The organism is Paenibacillus antarcticus (genome assembly GCF_001637225.1).
Classification (GTDB): Bacteria; Bacillota; Bacilli; order Paenibacillales; family Paenibacillaceae; genus Paenibacillus_AQ; species Paenibacillus_AQ antarcticus.
On sequence record NZ_LVJI01000016.1, the window covers coordinates 115,853 to 135,587 of the forward strand.

Annotated in this window: 14 protein-coding genes and 1 riboswitch; of the genes, 7 read left to right on the forward strand and 7 right to left on the reverse strand. The window is 39.8% G+C overall.

From position 1 onward, the window contains the following. Positions 1 to 36: 36 nt before the first annotated feature. Positions 37 to 1,086 carry an ABC transporter substrate-binding protein gene (locus PBAT_RS12065; RefSeq protein WP_068649858.1) on the reverse strand — a complete coding sequence of 350 codons (1,050 nt, stop codon included), beginning with the start codon at positions 1,084 to 1,086 and terminating at the stop codon, positions 37 to 39. Positions 1,087 to 1,194: 108 nt separating this feature from the next. Next, a riboswitch (TPP riboswitch) is annotated at positions 1,195 to 1,307 on the reverse strand. A gap of 107 nt (positions 1,308 to 1,414) precedes the next feature. Further along, on the reverse strand, positions 1,415 to 2,593 hold the full coding sequence (locus PBAT_RS12070; RefSeq protein WP_068649860.1) for an MFS transporter: 1,179 nt from the start codon (positions 2,591 to 2,593) through the stop codon (positions 1,415 to 1,417). Positions 2,594 to 2,793: 200 nt separating this feature from the next. Here PBAT_RS12070 and PBAT_RS12075 point away from each other — a divergent pair, with 200 nt between their 5' ends. Together PBAT_RS12075 and PBAT_RS12080 are read left to right on the forward strand one after the other, a co-directional pair. Further along, the gene (locus PBAT_RS12075; RefSeq protein ID WP_068649862.1) at positions 2,794 to 3,210 is read left to right on the forward strand and encodes a pyridoxamine 5'-phosphate oxidase family protein; all 417 of its coding nucleotides are present in this window, start codon (positions 2,794 to 2,796) and stop codon (positions 3,208 to 3,210) included. Between the two features lie 127 nt (positions 3,211 to 3,337). Beyond that, a complete protein-coding gene (locus PBAT_RS12080) occupies positions 3,338 to 4,369 on the forward strand; it encodes an EAL domain-containing protein (protein ID WP_068649864.1) in 1,032 nt (343 codons plus the stop codon). Positions 4,370 to 4,468: 99 nt separating this feature from the next. On the opposite strand, the gene PBAT_RS12085 is transcribed toward PBAT_RS12080, so the two are convergent. From PBAT_RS12085 to PBAT_RS12095, 3 genes are all read right to left on the reverse strand, one after another. Further along, positions 4,469 to 6,772, reverse strand: coding sequence for a glycoside hydrolase family 65 protein (locus PBAT_RS12085; RefSeq protein WP_068649866.1), 2,304 nt, complete (start codon positions 6,770 to 6,772; stop codon positions 4,469 to 4,471). A 46-nt stretch (positions 6,773 to 6,818) separates the two neighbouring features. Further along, positions 6,819 to 7,493: a beta-phosphoglucomutase gene (gene pgmB / locus PBAT_RS12090; protein ID WP_068649868.1), complete on the reverse strand. Its 675-nt coding sequence runs from the start codon at positions 7,491 to 7,493 to the stop codon at positions 6,819 to 6,821. Between the two features lie 171 nt (positions 7,494 to 7,664). Further along, entirely contained in the window at positions 7,665 to 8,711 is a 1,047-nt protein-coding gene (locus PBAT_RS12095; RefSeq protein ID WP_068649870.1) for a LacI family DNA-binding transcriptional regulator, read from the reverse strand. 324 nt (positions 8,712 to 9,035) lie between these two features. Here PBAT_RS12095 and PBAT_RS12100 point away from each other — a divergent pair, with 324 nt between their 5' ends. The 5 genes from PBAT_RS12100 to PBAT_RS12120 all read left to right on the forward strand — a co-directional run bounded on the left by PBAT_RS12100 (position 9,036) and on the right by PBAT_RS12120 (position 16,800). Next, positions 9,036 to 10,748 carry an alpha-amylase family glycosyl hydrolase gene (locus tag PBAT_RS12100; protein WP_068649873.1) on the forward strand — a complete coding sequence of 571 codons (1,713 nt, stop codon included), beginning with the start codon at positions 9,036 to 9,038 and terminating at the stop codon, positions 10,746 to 10,748. A 289-nt stretch (positions 10,749 to 11,037) separates the two neighbouring features. Continuing rightward, entirely contained in the window at positions 11,038 to 12,351 is a 1,314-nt protein-coding gene (locus PBAT_RS12105) for a sugar ABC transporter substrate-binding protein (RefSeq protein WP_068649876.1), read from the forward strand. 91 nt (positions 12,352 to 12,442) lie between these two features. Next, positions 12,443 to 13,744 (forward strand): carbohydrate ABC transporter permease, encoded by a 1,302-nt coding sequence (locus tag PBAT_RS12110; protein WP_068649878.1) that lies wholly within the window; start codon positions 12,443 to 12,445, stop codon positions 13,742 to 13,744. Beyond that, on the forward strand, positions 13,741 to 14,586 hold the full coding sequence (locus tag PBAT_RS12115; protein WP_068649880.1) for a sugar ABC transporter permease: 846 nt from the start codon (positions 13,741 to 13,743) through the stop codon (positions 14,584 to 14,586). The genes PBAT_RS12110 and PBAT_RS12115 overlap by 4 nt, the downstream gene beginning before the upstream one ends. Positions 14,587 to 14,748: 162 nt before the next feature. Further along, positions 14,749 to 16,800 (forward strand): methyl-accepting chemotaxis protein, encoded by a 2,052-nt coding sequence (locus PBAT_RS12120; protein ID WP_246168311.1) that lies wholly within the window; start codon positions 14,749 to 14,751, stop codon positions 16,798 to 16,800. 207 nt (positions 16,801 to 17,007) lie between these two features. Here PBAT_RS12120 and PBAT_RS12125 read toward each other — a convergent pair whose 3' ends face one another. Both PBAT_RS12125 and PBAT_RS12130 read right to left on the reverse strand, forming a co-directional pair. Next, entirely contained in the window at positions 17,008 to 18,756 is a 1,749-nt protein-coding gene (locus PBAT_RS12125; protein ID WP_068649882.1) for an alpha-glycosidase, read from the reverse strand. A gap of 275 nt (positions 18,757 to 19,031) precedes the next feature. Further along, positions 19,032 to 19,526 (reverse strand): CcdC family protein, encoded by a 495-nt coding sequence (locus PBAT_RS12130; RefSeq protein WP_068649884.1) that lies wholly within the window; start codon positions 19,524 to 19,526, stop codon positions 19,032 to 19,034. Positions 19,527 to 19,735: the final 209 nt, after the last annotated feature.

The following is a 19,735-nucleotide window of genomic DNA, read 5'->3' on the forward strand; positions in this document are numbered from 1 at the left end:
TATGTTCATCCTTTCAAGATGGGTTTGAGTGATTTGTTAATTTGCTAAAAAGTCATTGGTATAGGCTTGATTGATATCAATCTTTTTATCTAGAAGCTTATGGTTTAACATCCAATCCGTATAACCCTGCCATACTTCTTTCTTCTGCTCACCCCAACGAGGCGCATCATCAGTATAACGTGGACTAAGCCATTTCTGACTTGCTAGGACTAGATCTTTATCTAACTCAGGAACTGCTTTACTAAGGATACTCGCTGCTTCTTCTGGATTGTCAATAGCGAGCTGATACCCTTTAGCTGTTGCTTTAAGGAAGGCTCTTACGAGTTCTGGGTCATCCTTGATCTGCTTCTCATTCGTTACGATGACCGGGGTATAGTAATCAAGCTCAGGTGCGTAATCTTTCACATATAACATATCGAGTGGTTGTTTACGTAGTTCAGCTTCGATACCCGTCCAAGCATAGAATATCCAAGCGAAATCGATATCACGCTTAACCGCTGTGAAGAAATCAGCATCACCCATATTGATGATCTTAACCTTCTTAACATCGCCTTTTTCTTTCTCCATGATGGAACTCATCACGGCTTCTTCAACAGGAGAACCCCAACCGCCATACGTCTTGCCTTCGAAATCTGTAGGAGATTTAATATTCCGTTCTATTGGTGCTGCGAATCCGGAGGTATTATGCTGAATTACTGCTGCAATAGATACGAGAGGTACATCTTGTGTTCTTGCTTGCGTGACGCCCTCCTGATAACTAATTCCAAAAGGAACAGCTCCTGATGCGACCATTGTATCGGCTCCACCCTCACCGGGTTGGATGATCTCAACGTTGAGTCCTTCTGCTTCATAATAACCTTGATCCTGTGCTACATAGAGTCCGGTATGATTGGTATTAGGAGTCCAGTCCAACACCACCTTGATGTCTCGTAATTTCTTAGGTTCTGTTGAATTTACGTCTGTCGTCTTGTCGGCGGGCTGATTGCTAGGGTCTGTTGCTTGTGCATTCTTGTTACCTCCACAACCTGCTATTACGATTAATAGCACGCACATTAGAAGTAATGACATCTGATTTCTCTTTCTCATCGTCTCTCTCCTTTTCGTAGAACATGTCATTCGATAAGTTCTATTAGTATTCGACAAAAAAGCGCCCCGTAATCGGGACGCATGTGGGCGCAAGATAGATATGTACAGAAATCATATCGGTTACGTTCCTACGCTGGCATTACCCAGATCAGGTATAAGGGTCAGTGTCATGTGGGACACACTCTCAGCCGGCCATTATTCCAGCACCCCTGGTACTTATGAAGTTAGGGTATTTCTACATGAATTATAATCCAGTACTGTTGAGGTGTCTAGTAACAAAGATAATAATATTGAGAACGGTATTGTATTTCGGCATTTTTGTTACGGATTAAGCTTGTTCTTGATCATACTTACGCTGAACTCGGAACGCAGCTATGCTGAGGATACATAACCCGACAGTGAACATGGCAAGCATTCCGGCGGATTGGTTAACGACTAAGTGGTCCATGCTCCAGCCTGTGATTAGCGGAAGAATAGCGCCTCCGATGCCACCAGAAGCGATTAGAATGCTAGTCGTTGATTCCTCAGTACCAGGCATGAGCTTATTGGCAAACACTAATGTAATAGAGAATATCCCCGACATGAACAAACCAAGTAACGTAATAACCGCGAAAGCGGACCAGACATGGTTCGTTAAGGGGAAGAGACTTAACATCAATAGCGTAGCTAAGCTACTAAAAAGGACATAGGATTTATAATGAATTTTCTCAGCAAGATAACCCGCAAATAACCTGCCACATGACATTGCAATCCAAAAGAAAGTAACGCTAAGTGCGGCACCTGCTTTATCCATTCCCATCTTCTCTATGAGCATGGATGGCATGAAATTAGCTAAGCTCATTTCTACACCGACATAGAGAAAGAAGAAGAGTATAAATACGATTAGCGTTCGCATCTGATTCTTCGTATATACGACAGCCTTTTGCTTTCTTGAGGTTTGATCGCGTGCATTTAGCATGGCATCTAATGTTCCGAAGGAACCCCTTGCCCAGAATATAAACGTGATTAGGGCAAAGGCAGATACGACAAGAAACGACCATCGCCACCATCCCAATGAGATCATACCACTAGCGACCAATGGCATGAGCATAGCACCTATCCCGAAAAAAACTTCTAGTCTACTCATAGCTACTGCAGTCTTTTCAGTTATCGCTGCGATGATGATCGTTCCGATCACGGCCTCTATCATACCAAACCCGAATCCGGCAATGACACCGGTAACATACATCCATTCCCAAGGAGGGAGAGTTGTATATACTAGCTCAGCCGCAAATAACAGACCAATGGCGAGCATCAATCCCCCTCGTTTTCCAAGACGGCGGTTAATCGTTGATGAGAGCATCACACCTCCCAAAAAGCCCGCGAACTGTGCAAAGATTAGTGTACCTCCTTCGCTATACTCTCGATCATAATGCTCCAAGATGACAGGAAGTACTGAACCTAACACAACATGTGCTAATCCGATTAAGAAATAAGACAAACATCCAATCCATATTATCCGTTTCATTAAGATATATAACTCCTTCTTTGAGTGTAGTTCGTCTTTGTTGTGACGTTCCTATCATACTTCAACGATCACAAGGAGTCATTCATAAAAATAGTGGATTCGATAAACCATTCCCAACTGAATTTTATAAGTGGAGGTGGGTACACTTAAGTGGTATATGTTGTTTATCAAATAAATATGAGAAAGGAAATAATATTCATATGGAAAGAACCTTAACAGAGCAGGAAATATCGAAGGCCTTAGATCGTAATAAGCTATGTTCTCTAGCAACGATTGAGGGGAATAAACCAAAACAGAGATATATGGTGCTATATAATGAAGGGTTGAGCATTTATTTAGCGACCAACCGAAGAACACATAAGGTTGAGGAATTGGAAGATAATCCACACGTATCATTGCTGATTGGGTATGAGATCGGTGGAAGTAAAGAAGATATCGTTATTGAAGGAACTTGCTCCATCTGCACTGACGATAGATTAAAGGAGAAAGTGTGGAACGATGATCTGGAAAATTGGTTTAAAGGACCTGAAGATCCTGACTATGTCATTCTAGATATTCGACCTACACATATTCTTTATACGGAGAAGGATGGCCACCAAAGGGAATGGCTTGCATAGACCATAAGTGTAAGTCTGGGACAATGTCTCAGACTTTTTCTAGTGCAATAAATTTAACACCTAAAAACTGGTTGTCGTGGTATAATGAATTCAACATTTTTCGTCAATATATGCAAGGAGGATGTTCATGAGTTGCAGCGGATGTACCCTCATACAACCAATAGAAAATCAAGGAATCGTACGGATCAAGCCCGTTAATACAACACTTATGAATAGCTTACTAGAACAAGGAATGGGTGCGGAAGTTATCGCTGATTGTACGGTGGTACCTTACAGAAAGAAAGAGGAGATACTCAATCTGTTGCATTTTTTACGAATACTTCCAAAGAAAGACCGAACTTACATGAAAATCTCTATAACGGGACTAGGGGAATATGCTATGTATAGTCCATGGATCCCTGTAATTCAGATGGAGGCTAAGGTGGAAAATCAAAGTGTTATCGATATCATTAGACTTGAGAAATTCGCTAGCCATATGCAACCTATAGTAGATACGAATGAACAGATCATGGGGTTCGAATTTTTGCTGAGACCAGAACAAGGGGATCATTCTTTTCAACCGTATCAGTTATTTGAGGTAGCTCGAGAGACAGGATTACATTCGTTTCTTGATCGTGCAGCACAGATTACCGCCATCAAGACGAGTGCACTTTGGGTACCAAATGGTTTTAAAAGATTCATTAATTTCTTGCCTTCAACAATATATGATCCAAAGTATTGTCTGATTGAGACATTTGAGACGATTGATCGTTTGAATTTGGATCCTAAGGATTTTGTTTTTGAAGTTGTAGAGACGGAAAATATAGAGCATATACCACAATTGTTACGTATATTTGATCTTTATCGTGAGAAGGGTATATCTGTTGCATTAGATGATGTAGGTGCTGGCTACTCTACAGTGGAATTAATGTCAGATTTGAAGCCTGACTATGTCAAGATTGACCGTAGCCTCATTGATCACTGTGATCAAGATCCGATTAAGCAACGGGAAATTACTCGAATAACTGAAGCTGCATTTCAATTTAAGGGTCAGGTATTAGCTGAGGGAATAGAGCGATATGAAGATTTTCAATTTTGTAAAAATGCGGGTATAAATCTGGCCCAGGGTTATTTATTCGGAAAGCCTTCTGAGCGCCCACCACTTGATATGGTGATTTAGCAGATATTAGAATATATTGAATGATTAGAGACGACGAATACATAAATGGAGACCCCACACCTTTGGTTAGGTGTGGGGTCTTTTTTTTGTAGTGGATGACTATAGGCTAACTTTAATTTGACTCAGTCCGTTAACGGTATAATCATTTCCGTATACATTGACGTTAATGGAGGTTTCAGTCTCATTGCTGACAGTTACATCATGCTCACCAACAGTAACTTTAAGGCGTGAGTTCCGGAACATCACTTTGAAAGAAAATGATTTCCAATGGCCAGGGTTGAATGGATTCAAGCAAAGTGCACCATTCTTAACACGTAAGCCCCCAAAACCTTGTACAACAGACATCCATGTTCCTGCCATACTCGTTGTATGACAACCATCTTCGGTATCGTTGTTATAATTGTCTAGATCTAGACGAGAAGTACGTAGATACATTTCATAAGCCTTTTCTTTGTAACCCAACTCGCAAGCGAGAATGGAATGTACACATGGAGAAAGGGAAGACTCATGTACCGTAAGTGGTTCATAGAAATCAAAGTTACGTTTCACGGTAGCTAGATCGAATTGGTCTCTTAGTGTGAAAATCCCTTGTAATACATCCGCTTGTTTAATATATGCGGAACGAAGGATACGATCCCAAGACCATTGTTGATTCAATGGTAAATTGGAAGGGTCTAGTTCTTTCACTGGCGTTAGATCTTTATCTAAGAATCCATCTTGTTGTAAGAATATCTGACGTTCTTCATCATGAGGATAGTACATTTTGGCAATGATATCGCACCACTTGGACGTTTCATCTTCAGTAAGATTCATTTTATTAATAAGTTCGTCGTATAATGCCGGTTCATTCTTTTGTAGATCATTCAGAACTTCCAAGGTGTATTTCATGGTCCATACCGCGATACTATTCGTATACCAATTGTTATTGACGTTGTTCTCGTATTCATTCGGCCCAGTAACACCTAACATCATATATTGATCTTTAGCAGGGACATAATTGACACGTTCTTCCCAGAATCGTGATATTTCAGTAAGGACCTCAAGACCATATTGACCTAGGTAAGCTGTATCCCCAGTATAATTAACATAATTATAAATAGCATAAGCGATGGCACCGTTACGGTGGATTTCTTCAAAAGTAATTTCCCATTCGTTATGGCATTCTTCCCCGTTCATGGTCACCATAGGGTATAATGCGCCTTTGCTGAATCCGAGCTTGCGAGCATTTTCTTTTGCTTTCTCAAGGTGCTTGTAACGATAGATCAAGAGATTACGCGCAATGGATGCATCTGCTGTACTGAGATAGAAAGGAAGGCAATAGGCTTCAGTGTCCCAATACGTGCTTCCACCGTATTTCTCTCCTGTAAATCCTTTGGGTCCAATGTTAAGACGGTCATCTTCGCCAGTGTAGGTCTGATTAAGCTGGAAAATATTAAAACGAATCGCCTGCTGTGCAGCTACATCTCCTTCGATGACAATATCACTTTCACGCCATTTCACATCCCACGCAGTAAGATGTTCTTGCAGGAGTGCTTCGAACCCTAGCTCCATAGCAGATGTCAGATGTGTACGTCCTACGGTTATTAATTGATCACAATCATGATCACGGGAAGTTACATTTGCAACATATTTGTAGAGGACGACCTGATCATTCTCTTGTACCTCGAGTTGTAACTGATGAGCTACATATTTATCTTGATGGATCATTTCAGGTGTTACGGTAAGCGGTTCGCCGTTCTTAAGTAGGCTGTATGCCATGACCGATGTGATGTGGAAGTCAAGTTTCTTCGTCTTCATTGTTAGCGCAGCATCATCCGGCGTGACTTCTTTGAACACTTCTAACCAGAACTTCTCATCGTAGTTGGAGTCTTTGTTAGATACATCTCCATCTAAGTATGGAGTCAGCGAAAGTGAACCACTGAAATTAAGTGCCGTTACTGCGTAACGAATAGCTCCAATTTCTTTGTGAGCAATGCTAATAAAGCGCAAAGCTTCAATTTTTACGATTTTGCCTTCTGGCGTCTGCGCAATAAAGCTACGAGACAGTGTTCCTTCTTTCATATTAAGTACACGTACAAATTCTGTAACCTTGCATACGGCTAGATCAAGAGTTTCGCCATCAATAAGGACATTAATCCCAATCCAGTTGGTAGCGTTTAATACTTTGGCGAAGTATTCTGGATAGCCGTTCTTCCACCATCCTACACGTGTTTTATCCGGATAATATACACCGGCCATATAACTACCTTGAAGTGATGAGCCGCTATAGACTTCTTCAAAATTAGCCCGTTGTCCCATATAACCGTTACCAATACTAAATACACTTTCTGATATTTCATGATGATGAGGATCGAATCCTTCTTCAATAATGTTCCATGGATCCAGTTGTAGATATTGCTTCACATGAATCGTCTCCTTCAGAAGTTATGATTTAAGTATGTGTATATGATTAATGTTTGGTCATGATACGTTGTAATTTCTCAACAGACATTTCTTCAAGCGAAGATACGACATGTTCTGCGTGAATGAGTGTTCCTTGTGCTCCAATTCCGATACTACGCATGCCTGCACGAGTAGCTGCCTCAATACCAGCTTCAGCATCTTCGAACACAACACAATGTTCTGGAGATACTTGAACGCCTTTTGCACCCAGTATAAATACTTCAGGGTCAGGTTTGGCATTGGATGTTGTAGTTCCGTCAATAATGACATCGAAGTAAGGAACCAAGTGGGCATTGTTTAATATCATCATGGCATTTTTACTAGCGGAACCTAGTGCTACTTTAATCCCATGTTGTTTGAGCTCCTTAAGAAAGGAGAGGGATCCGGGTAAAATTTCTGACTCATCCATCGATGAAATGTAGTCTACGTACCATTTGTTCTTCTTTTCAGCGAGTGCAATCTTGCTTGTTTCATCGAGTTGAAGGTTGCCAACTTCAAGTAAGATTTCTAAGGAAGCCATACGGCTAACACCCTTCAGTCTTTCATTATCTTCCTCAGTAAATTCAAATCCTAATTCATCGGCGAGTCGTTTCCAGGCCAAAAAATGATATTTGGCAGTGTCAACGAGTACGCCGTCTAGATCGAATAAACATGCTTGTATAGGGGAGTTTGTAGAGTTCATAGGGGTTCCTCCTTATTTGTGCAAACGTTTGTACTGGCTTTAAAAATATATGAAGCAATGACTTGCTTCAGAGATATTACTTTAAAAAATATGCTGAAGCAAGTTCTTGCTTCAGAGATATTACTTCGTTCAATATAAATGAAGCAAGTTCTTGCTTCATTGGTAGTATGCCTAAATTTGGTGAGTTTGATCAACCATAGAGAACATAGAAGACTCCCGTACTACGAGTCGATGTGGGATAATGTGTCTTTTCTGAAATTGTGGCTCTCCCTGATGTTGAATCGATTGAATTAATGCCTGTGAAGCAGTGTACCCAAGATTATATATACCAATATCGATACTGCTTATTGGTGGATTAGAGAGTTCTGCAATGGATATATTATTAAAGCTGACAATACTTAGATCATCAGGAACTTTATATCCAAGCTCATGTAAACCGCGTAGTACACCGAATGATACAATATCATCTACCACAACTAATGCCGTAGGGCGTTCGGGTAAATTCATAAAGAATGACATAGCCCGATATCCACTTTCTTGAAGAAACTCTCCTTCAACAATCCAGTCCTTACGCATATCAATGCCACTTTCCTCAAGAGCTTTTTGATATCCCTTAAGTCGATCTACTGATAGAACGTGATTAGGTGGTCCGCTAACGAATCCAATTCGTTTATGTCCGAATGAAATCATATGCTTGGTAGCATCATAAGCTGCCTGAACATTATCATTATCCACAGATAGCAAGTTGGGATATTTATCGCTTCGCCCAATCAAGACGAAGGGGTGATGGTTACTTTGTAGAAATTCAACAACAGAGTCATCTTTACGCGAATAAAGCAGTATTGCTCCATCAACTCGTTTCCCATTAATTAAACGGGATACAACATCGATTTCCTCCTGTTCACTTCCTCCAGAACTAAGTACTACATCATAGCCAGAACGGTTAGCTTGTGTCACGATACCTCGGACTAACTCCATGAAAAATGAATTCAAGAATAACTCTTCAGCTGACTTAGGAAGAATCACGCAAATGCTATTTGTTGTTTTGGAAACTAAGCTCTGAGCCATGATATTAGGGTGATATCCCATTTCTTCTAGAATAATCTTTACTTTACGAGAAGTTTCACGACTAATCCTAGGGTGATTTGATAGCACGCGGGAAACCGTAGAGGGAGAGACGCCAGCTTTTTTAGCAACATCTTTAATCGTTACAGACATATTAACCTCCCGGATGATACCGTTTGCGTAAATCCTTAAATCAAACAAACGAATTATTTATTTTTACAATTGATATCTTAATCTAATGTTAACGGCTTGTAAATGACAAACCTTTCATGCTGAATCTGATTATAACAAAAATAGGAACCAATTGTTGGATTTAAAAATTAAAAAAAGAAGGAATAGCAAGATACAGCCTATATTATCTTCTCTAAATCAACGAATTATACAGAATACAGATATCATCCCATTTGGACTGTAAGGATTTCTCCGTTATGATAATATCCACAAAGTACCAAAATTTATAATAAAGGAGTAGTTGTTATGGATAATTGTAAATCAAACAGACATACCAAACGACTTAATATTGGATTAATCGGGATAATTCTTCTTGGGAATATACTGGCTGGCTGTAACAAAGATAATCTTAATGTAACACAACCAGAGGAGAACAAACAAAAAACTTCTTTACCCATGTCCACTTCACAGAATAAGTTTCCATCCAATTCGACATCTGTTGATCTGATTGATGAACAACCTTCAACGGTCTATTATGAGCTGTTTGTTCGTTCTTTTTATGATTCTAATGGGGATGGTATTGGAGATTTGCGTGGTGTAATTGAAAAGCTCGATTATTTGAATGATGGGAACCCATCTACGACGGATGATCTTGGTGTAGGTGGGATTTGGCTTATGCCGATTCAATCTTCGCCAAGCTATCACGGATATGATGTAACCGATTATAGAAGTATAAATCCTGAATACGGGACAATGGCAGATATGAAAACATTGGTTGATGAAGCACACAAACGTGGTATGAAGGTTATCATGGACCTGGTTGTTAATCATACAAGTAAGGAACATTTGTGGTTTAAGGAATCTGCAGAAAGCAAGCTTAGTCCTTATCGAGATTGGTATGTATGGGCAGAGGATCAGAAGCGCGAGCCTAATGGAACGAGTGCGGCATCGGGTGCTAACCCCTGGTACGAAATGAATGGTAATCACTATTTGGCGGGTTTCTGGGATGGCATGCCTGATCTTAATTTCGACAATGAAGCTGTACGAAGTGAAATGAAAGATGTGGGTCAATACTGGTTGAAATTAGGTCTGGATGGATTTCGACTCGATGCAGCAAAACATATCTTTGAAGATCTAATAACGGATAAAAACAAGGAGGTAGAAGCTAAGAATGTTGCTTGGTGGCAAGAATTTCGAAGTAGTATGAATGAAATTAATACTGAAGCCTACATCGTAGGAGAAGTATGGGAGAATTCGGTTACTTCAGTGGCTCCATACTTGGATAAAGCCTTTGATTCTGGATTTAATTTCAGTCTCGCTGAATCAATTATTAGCAGTGTGAAAAGTGAAAGAGACAGCAATATGGCATTTACGCTAGAGCGAACATATAAGCTATTCAATGCTAAATCTGAGGGGAATTTTATTGATGCCGTATTCTTGACGAACCACGATCAGAATCGTGTAATGAGTCAACTTGATAGGAATATGGAACATGCGAAGATGGCAGCTTCTATTCTTCTGACCTTACCAGGAAACCCATTTATATATTATGGTGAAGAGATTGGGATGTTAGGTGCAAAACCAGATGAACAAATTCGTGAACCGATGATCTGGTACAAGGATGGAGGGAAAGGCAAGGGCCAGACAACCTGGGAAGAACCTGTTCTCAACACTGGAGTACATATCGGAAGTGTTGAATCACAAATGAACGAGAAGGATTCTTTATTGGCTCATTATCAGGAGCTACTGAGATGGAGAAATGAAATTACAGCCATTCATGATGGGAATATTCAATATTATGATACAGGTAATATCCAGATTATATCTTATGTTCGGCATACGAACACTGAAGAAGTTCTTGTTGTGCATAATGTATCATCTGAGGAGCAGCAAATCGTACTTGAGGGAGAAGGAGAAGAGCATAAATACACTGATATTTTGAAATCAACGAACCGAAATACAAATATTAACTCTAATTTCTTACTAATATCCCCATATACATCAGTTGTTTTGAAGTAAATGGTAGCGATACTGTGTTATTTTGTAAAAAACGGAGATAAAGGGGTGAATACCTTTGGAATTGGTATAATATAACCATAATTAGACTGTGCAAACGTTTTTACAAAACAAAATCTATTGTGTATGATAAACCCATGAATTAAGCGCTTACATAACTTGTATTATGATTTACAACCAGATAATCACATATCAATACGGGAATCTAAGCGAATTTGTGAAATCGTTTGCGCATAATTCTTGAGTCAAGTAATTCAATGTTAAACCATTTACGAGAGGGGTTAATTTAAAGATGAGAATAAACAAAGTAATGACGTTAGGTGCGGCCTTAACTTTAGCTTTTTCAATTACAGCTTGTGGTTCTAATAACAACGCACAGACGAATAATGCAGAGCCTACACCAGCTCCAAGTACGGAAGTGGTTGCTACACCAGAGGAAGTTGTTGATCCAGGACTTCAACCAGAAGATGGTGCAACATTGATCGTATGGGAAAGTAGAGAAGAACGGGCGTTTACTGATGAAATAGCAAAGCAATTTGAAGAGAAATACAATGTTACTGTCAAAGTTGAAGAAGTACCTGCTACTGACCAAGTTACGAAGTTAACACAAGATGGACCTTCAGGGTTGGGTGCCGATATTGTCATGTTCCCACATGATAACCTAGGTAGAGCAGTAGTTGCAGGTTTGCTATTAGAGAATGATGTATTTGGAGAAGAAACGATTAAGAACAACACTGAGGCATCCATTCAAGGGGTAACGGTTGATGGCAAATTATACGGATACCCAAGAGCGGCTGAAACGTATGCTCTTTTCTATAATAAGGATCTAGTAAAGGAAGCACCGAAGTCATTTGATGATGTTATTGCCTTCAGTAAAACGTTCACAGATAAATCGAAGAACAGATACGGAATTATGTGGGAAACAGGCAATATGTATTTCAACTATCCGTTTATAGCCACTGACGGTGGATATATCTTTGGTGAAAAGGGTACGAAGAAAGATGACATCGGGATTAATAATGATGGTGCTATTGCCGGATTACAAACATTTGTGAAACTTAAAGAGGCACTTCCTATTAAGAGTGGTGATATCACGCCAGACATTAAACGTAGTTTGTTCAATGCAGGTGATGTAGCTATGGATATTACGGGGCCTTGGGAACTTGCTGGTTACAAAGAAGCACTAGGAGATAAGCTTGGAATCGCTCCAATACCAACGATTAATGGTAAGCCTGCTATTTCATTCTCGGGTATTAAAGCATTCTATGTAAACTCCTTCACACAATACCCAAATGCAGCTAAACTATTCGCTAATTTTGCATCTTCGAAGGAAGCACAATTGATTCTAAATGAAAAAGTAGGTTCAGTACCGACGAATTTAGAAGCATTAGAAGCAGATCAGATTAAGAATGATCCACTGGTAGCTGGATTTGCACTGCAAGTTATTAACTCTAACCCTATGCCCATTATTCCAGAAATGAATAATACATGGACTCCAGTTGGTGCTGCCTTGACTGAAATTTGGGATAACAATAAAGACCCTAAAGAAATGATGGATAAAGCAGCGCAACAAATTAAAGATCTGAATGATGGCGTAACGAAGTAATCGTTGGACTGTTCGAGGATTACAGTTAGAAATTACCCGCCGCAGGTTGCGGCGGGTAATTCCTTGGTTTTCCTAGGAAGGAGAGAGCACTATGGACCGACATCGAAACAAAGCAACCCTACTGTCGATTATAAGCATGGGACTGGGACAAATATATAACCGTCAGTTTATTAAAGGGATTATATTCCTGTTAATCGAAATCTCTGGAATCATATATTTCGGAAGTAATCTTTATAGATCTGTATGGGGTGTTGTTACATTAGGAGAGACGATAAGAAACACTACAGTCAAACCGCCCATTGTCGGGGATAATTCGATTATTATCTTAATTCAAAGTTTAATCACACTGCTATTTTTAGCGCTCTTCATCATTCTTTATATTATGAATATCAGAGATGCACGCCAAACTGCCGTAAGAAGAGAAGACGGAGTGCAGCCTAATAATTTCCGACAAACGATTAGGTATACGTTGGATTATAAATTTGCACAAGCATTTTTGACATTACCTGCTATAGGTATTCTATTTTTTACTATCTTGCCTATTATTTTTATGATCATGCTTGCCTTTACGAACTATTCTTCTCCGAACCATATTCCTCCGGCTAGATTAGTCGATTGGGTTGGTTTTAATACTTTTAAAGAATTGTTAACGCTCAAGACATGGAGTCATACGTTCTTCGGGGTTCTAATCTGGACGATCATCTGGGCGGTTCTTTCTACGGTTACCACTTATTTCGGAGGATTACTTGTTGCATTACTTATTAATCAACAAGGAATTAGATTTAAGGGGCTTTGGAGAACACTGCTAATTATTCCTTACGCCATTCCGCAACTCATCTCGCTACTTGTGATGAGAAATATGTTCAACGGTCAATTCGGACCTATTAACCAATATCTCGGCTATTTCGGCTTAGGAGGACTTCCTTGGTTGACTGATCCAATGTGGGCGAAGGTTACCGTTATTATTGTTAACATGTGGGTTGGTATTCCCGTCTCTATGATATTGATTATGGGGGTCTTAACAACGATTCCTCGGGATATGTATGAAGCTGCTGAGGTTGATGGTGCAAGTGGCTATCAGAAATTTCGAATTGTGACTTTGCCTATGGTACTCTTCTCAACTGCACCTATACTCATCATGCAGTTTGCAGGTAATATCAATAACTTTAACGCTATATTCCTACTTACGAGTGGGAATCCAGTCGTGGGTGATTACCAATATGCCGGGGCTACGGATCTACTTGTTACCTGGTTGTACAAATTAACACTGGATCAGAATAAGTATAATATGGCTTCTGCTATAGGAATCATTATTTTCCTAATTATCGCCTCGTTCTCGATTTATAACTATCGTAGAACGAAGTCATTCAAAGAGGAGGATATGATCCAATGAGTGGACGTAAAACAAAGAGAATAATTCGATTGTCGTTAAGTTATCTTACCCTCATCATCATGGTGATTGGTGCAATATATCCGGCATTGTGGGTTATCATGGGATCTGTTCGGCCTGGAAAGTCACTGTATAGCAAGACGCTAATCCCAGATCAGTTCACGCTAGATCATTACCGTGAGTTATTCACATCTAAAAGTTATTTGTTCGGACAATGGTATATGAATACGTTGAAAATTTCGATTGCATCCATGTTAATAGGGATTGTATTAACGCTATTAACCAGCTATGCAGTATCACGCTTTCGCTTCCGTGGACGGCAGACAGCGCTATCCATCGTATTGATTCTAGGAATGTTCCCGGGGTTCATGAGTATGATTGCCATCTTCCTATTGCTCAAAGAATTCCGTATGCTCGATACACATCTTGCCCTTATTATTGTATATGCAGCAGGTGCGCCTCTATTAGGGACCTTTGTTGCTAAGGGATTCTTGGATACAATTCCACGATCACTAGATGAGGCAGCGAGAATTGATGGTGCAAGTAACTTTAAGATATTCACGCGCATTATCCTTCCGCTATCTAGACCTATGATCACCTATATGGCCCTGACGCAATTTGTGGGTCCATGGGTAGACTTTATCTTTGCCAAGATGGTACTTCGCTCTAAGGAACAATGGACAGTAGCCGTAGGGTTGTATGAAATGGTGAGTTCGAATACGAATAGTAATTTCACGATATTTGCAGCAGGTGCAGTAATGATCGCTGTTCCAATTACAATTCTGTTCATGTTCCTTCAACGCCTTCTGGTGGAGGGGTTAACATCTGGAGCAAGTAAAGGTTAGGAGAACGAAGGAGTGACATGCCCTAATTTATATGATATGGCATATTCATCTTAGCTTTTAAACATATTTAGTATGACAACTGGGTACAACTCTGCATTAGGTAGGGTTGTACCGTTTTTTTTATAGTACAACATGATGAACGTTGAAAGGGGAATCATATCCTTGAGAAAAATACGTATTCTTCGGTTTAAATCAATTGGAATGAAATTGTTCGTGATATTGTTCTGTGGCATTGTTGCATTATCTACAATACTCGGTCTTTCATCCTATCAGTTATCTAAAGGAATCATTAAAGACGAAGTCTCCTTGGCGTCATCACAAGCTATTGTACAAGCTGCTGATAAACTCGATTTCTTATTCTTACAATACGAAGCGTTATCTAAACAGCTAGCTGTAGATTCAGATTTGAAACACGATTTAGAGACCATTAATCAAGCAGGGATTGGAACGTTAGAGAAGCGTAATTTAGAAGAGGGGATACGTAGCAAGCTTAGTTCTATTTCAGGGTCTGATAGTAGGCTTCTAGGTGTACGTTTAGTAAAAGAAAACTTAGTTGAAGTAGACTCATATAAATCTACGGGTATAAGTGGTGTCCGAAGCGATGATGATATTCAAGCGAAAATGAAAGAGATCGAGGAAGCGAAGGGTCAAATTGTATGGTTCCCGACAAGTCGGAAAGGATTTTTTAATTCGTATGCTGAACCCGCTCTCACCATGGGAAGATTGCTTCGAAATATGAATCATCCCGAGGCAGAATATATATTGTTATTTGAAATCAAGGAGAAGTCCATCGCAGAAATGCTATCAAATCTCCAAATTGGAGTGAGTGGTCAAGTTGAAGTCATAACAGACAGCAATAGAATTGTTCATGCGAAAGATAATAGTCTTCTAGAATTACAGTCTTTTATTCACATTAATAAGGAAAGTGCAGGAGGTGAAACAACATTTACAGCGGATGATGAGGAAGGCATAGAGCAGCTAGTTGTATACAAAACATTGAAAACAACCAAATGGACCATGATGGGTTATGCTCCTATTAGTGATTTCGTAAAAGGTACTAATCAGCTGCTGTATGTTACTTTGATCGTGATCCTCTTGTCAGTGATGTTTGCATTATTTATTGGATATTATGTCTTCTTGAATGTAGGTAGACCGCTTGCGAAATTGTGCAACTTAATGGAGGAGGGGGAGCGAGGTAATCTTCAGGTGCGTACCACTTTCCAAAGTGAGGATGAGATTGGTCGGTTAGGTTCCAGTTTTAATCAAATGATGCATCAGATAGGAATGCTTGTAGATCAGACAAATCGCTCGGCTCAAGAGGTATTGGAGACTGCGGATGAGTTAACGAAAGTCTCGAAGAGCACGTCTTTATCAGCTGGGGAGATTGCGGATGCCTCGCGAGAAATTGCTGTAGGAGCCTCTAATCTGGCTATGGAAGCCGAAAGTGAGAGTATGTTGGCAGAACATATCGCTGAGAAAATCCATAAAGTATCCACTTCAAATTATGCTATGGAACAATTAGCTCATCGCGTATTACAAGTAAGTGGACAAGGGTCGGATTATATGGATCAGTTAGTACATAAAACGGATGGTATCGTGGGTATGAACAGAGCGATTGTTAGTCAGGCAGAGGTACTGAAGAAAAGCACAGCCTCTATACAAAAAATATTGGAACTGATGAGTAACTTGACTCAGCAAACCAATATTCTATCAATGAATGCTACGATTGAGGCGGCCAGAGCTGGTGAAGCAGGACGAGGATTTATGGTGGTGGCGAATGAGATTAGAAATCTTGCAGACAGTTCGAAGCAATCCATACAAACGGTAGCTGAAATAACGGACGAGATCAGACGTGGAATTGAACACACCACAGCATCTTTAAATGCTGTTTCTCCTGTGATGGCTGAGCAATTGGTGTCGGTTAAGGAAGCGTCTACTATGTTTCAGAATGTGAAGCAAGAAATGGATGATTTTCTCACCGAGATTGATAACTCTTCCATTGCTGTTAAAGAGTTAATTGAATCGCAACGGCTTTTATCGGTGTCTATTACTTGTATTAGTGCAGTAGTCGAAGAGACGAGTGCTTCGACGGAGGAAGTGGCTTCTATGTCTTCGCAGCAGTATGTTGTCAGTGAAAAGTTGGTGGGTTTATCGAATAGACTTGAAGAGATGTCAGAGACATTTAAGCATGTATTGGTGAAATTTAAAACATGATGTGAATGCTTGCAATACCCAATTCGAGATTGAGACTGGATGACAAGTGGCTAAGGATTAATATCCTTAGCCGCTTTGTTGAAATATAAGAAAGTATAAGCTTCACTTGATACACTACTTCTTTATATTTAAGAAGAGACGGATATCCCTTCTTGGGGGGGATCCGTCTCTTCTTGTTTTATTAATACTAATAAGGGTTGTAGGATGCTACTCTTTAATAACTTTGTATATCATTGAGGTAAATGGAGATAATTCTACGTTCAGTGTACCGTTCTTAATATTATAGGCCTTACCCGTGTGAATATGCTCTAATTGAGTCTCCGCTAAAGACAGCTCGATGGACTGCTGCTTACTGTCGTTATTCATGAGAATAATAAATTTATCCTTCTCATCCTCACGTGAATATGCAAGTGTCGTACTTCCTGCTTGAGCAGACAGGAATGTGAGTGTACCTGTACGAAGAGCGCTATGGTCCAATCGCAACTTAATTAGTTCTTGGTAGAACGTGAATAGGTCATGATCTTGCTTCTCAGGGGCCCATTCCATACACTTACGGCAGTCTGGATCATGGGCGCCTGTTATGCCTATTTCATCACCGTAATAAATACATGGGGTGCCTGTATAGGTGAATAGGAATAGCACAGCTAGCTTCATTTTACGTTTGTCGTCTTTACATAGTGTGATTAGACGCGCTGTATCATGGCTGTCGAGTAGGTTGAAAGCAACTTCATTTGCTTGACGTGGGTAAAGGGCTACCTGCTTGCCAATGGCTTGTGAGAATTGTTCTGCATCTGTCGAACCTTCTATAAAGAAATCGAGTGTGGCATTAGTGAATGGATAATTCATGACAGCATCAAACTGATCACCTTGTAGCCAATTGGAGGAATCATGCCATATTTCCCCTAGAATATAAGCGTCTGGTTTTGCCTTCTTAATCACTTGTCTGAATTCTCTCCAGAACTGGTGATCCACTTCATTGGCTACATCTAGTCTCCATCCATCAATATCAACTTCTTTAATCCAATATTCTGCGACATGAAGAAGATAAGCTTTAACTTCTGGATTCTCCGTGTTGAGTTTCGGCATCAATGGTTCAAAAGCGAAAGTCTCATACGTTGGAATGCCTTCCTCAACACGAATTGGGAACTTGGAAATATGGAACCAATCCTTGTAACGTGAAGATTCTCCATTCTTCTGCACATCAACAAACGGTGCGAATGTTCTGCCAGAATGGTTAAATACGGCGTCCATAATGACTCGTATTCCATGCCCATGACAGAGGGCAACTAATTTCTTCAATAAGGTGATATCACCGAACTGGGAATCAATCTGAAGGTAATCTTCAGTATCGTATTTATGGTTGGTTGTTGCAGTGAATAATGGTGTGAAATAGAGAGCATTGATACCTAAATTACTAAGGTGATCGATGTGATCAATAACACCTTGTATATCCCCACCAAAGAAGTTATCACTTTGTGGAGTTCCTCCCCATGGTAACGTACCTGAAGGGTCAATACTTGAATCTCCATTGGCGAACCGTTCGGGGAATATTTGATAGAATACTGCGTCTTTGACCCAATCAGGGGTCTTGAACACATCGATCATATTGATATAAGGGAATTCGAACAATCGATTGGGATCGCTTGGTTGTTCATTCAAGAAAGCGAATTCCGTCATCCATAGCTTCTGATCGCCTTTATGCAGCAAGAATCCATATCTTAAGCGTCGGTATGGAGGAACAACCTCGCATTCCCAGTAATCAAATAATTCATCAGACGATAGGATCGACATTGGCACATACGTGAGCGTGCGGTCCCAAGCGTATTTATCTCCAGTTATTGCATCTATAGAAGTGATATCGTTTCTCTTGGTACGGATTCTAATATGTATCGTGTTCCCGTTATAAGCATAACACCAATTTTGTTTCGGGCGATGATAGATAGCTTCTAATAACATTATGATCTCCTCCTCCAATTTCCTCATACAAAAAAAGGTACAACACAAGACTAAGAAACAGCCGAGGTTGTACCTTTAGGTATAGGGTAGCATTGCCTTTTGGTTAGATAATAATTCATTTTAAGAAATAAGAAAGTATACGTTTCATTTGATATGACACTTCTTATATTTCCAAAGAGACGGTGTAATCCGTTCCTTCTTAATAATATCCTAAATATACCATAAAACACTTGAATTGTACATTGTTATAAGTGTGTACCTTCTAAAGATTAACTCTAATTCATGTTGTCATTTGACTGGATAATGTGCTTGTATTCCTTATACATGAACAATCGCCAACGAACAATCATTCCAAATGCTAATAGGAAGAATAAAGCGCCTGTCTGGGCAATAGAAACATACTGTTCAATAATTTGATGGAGCAACGTACGCACTATAAGTAATGCAAACAAGATAACAATGAAACTTCGAGAGCGCTCGGCATAGACTTGTCCGTCGACGATCTTGAAATGAGTGCTTCGGATGAGAGGGTAAGAGAACAGAAACCATCCTATCACAAAAGCACCTGCAGCCCACCACAAAGGAATATGCGTGAAAGGTGCAACAAACATGAGAAATCCTGTAGACATACCTAAAGGTGGAATAAGAATCTTCTTAATTGTGACTGGTGAACTGCTTGCTTTGAGTCTAATGAAAATGGTAAGTAACGCAATGAGGATAGTCCCAATCGTAGTACCGATTTGAAGATATGAGGGACTGATATGAGGCACATTGAGAACCCCTCTCTATAATTAGTATACTATTTACGAATGATCAATCCCGTTGTTCTTAATTTGATCATCTGTCAGTTACAAGTATTATAGCACATGGATTACGACATTCAATTTCAAATGAGTTTACATGGATAGAGAGTAAGGAATCATTCATTAAAAATGGAATTTCCAAAATTGGAAACTTGACATCCAAAAACTGTTATGCA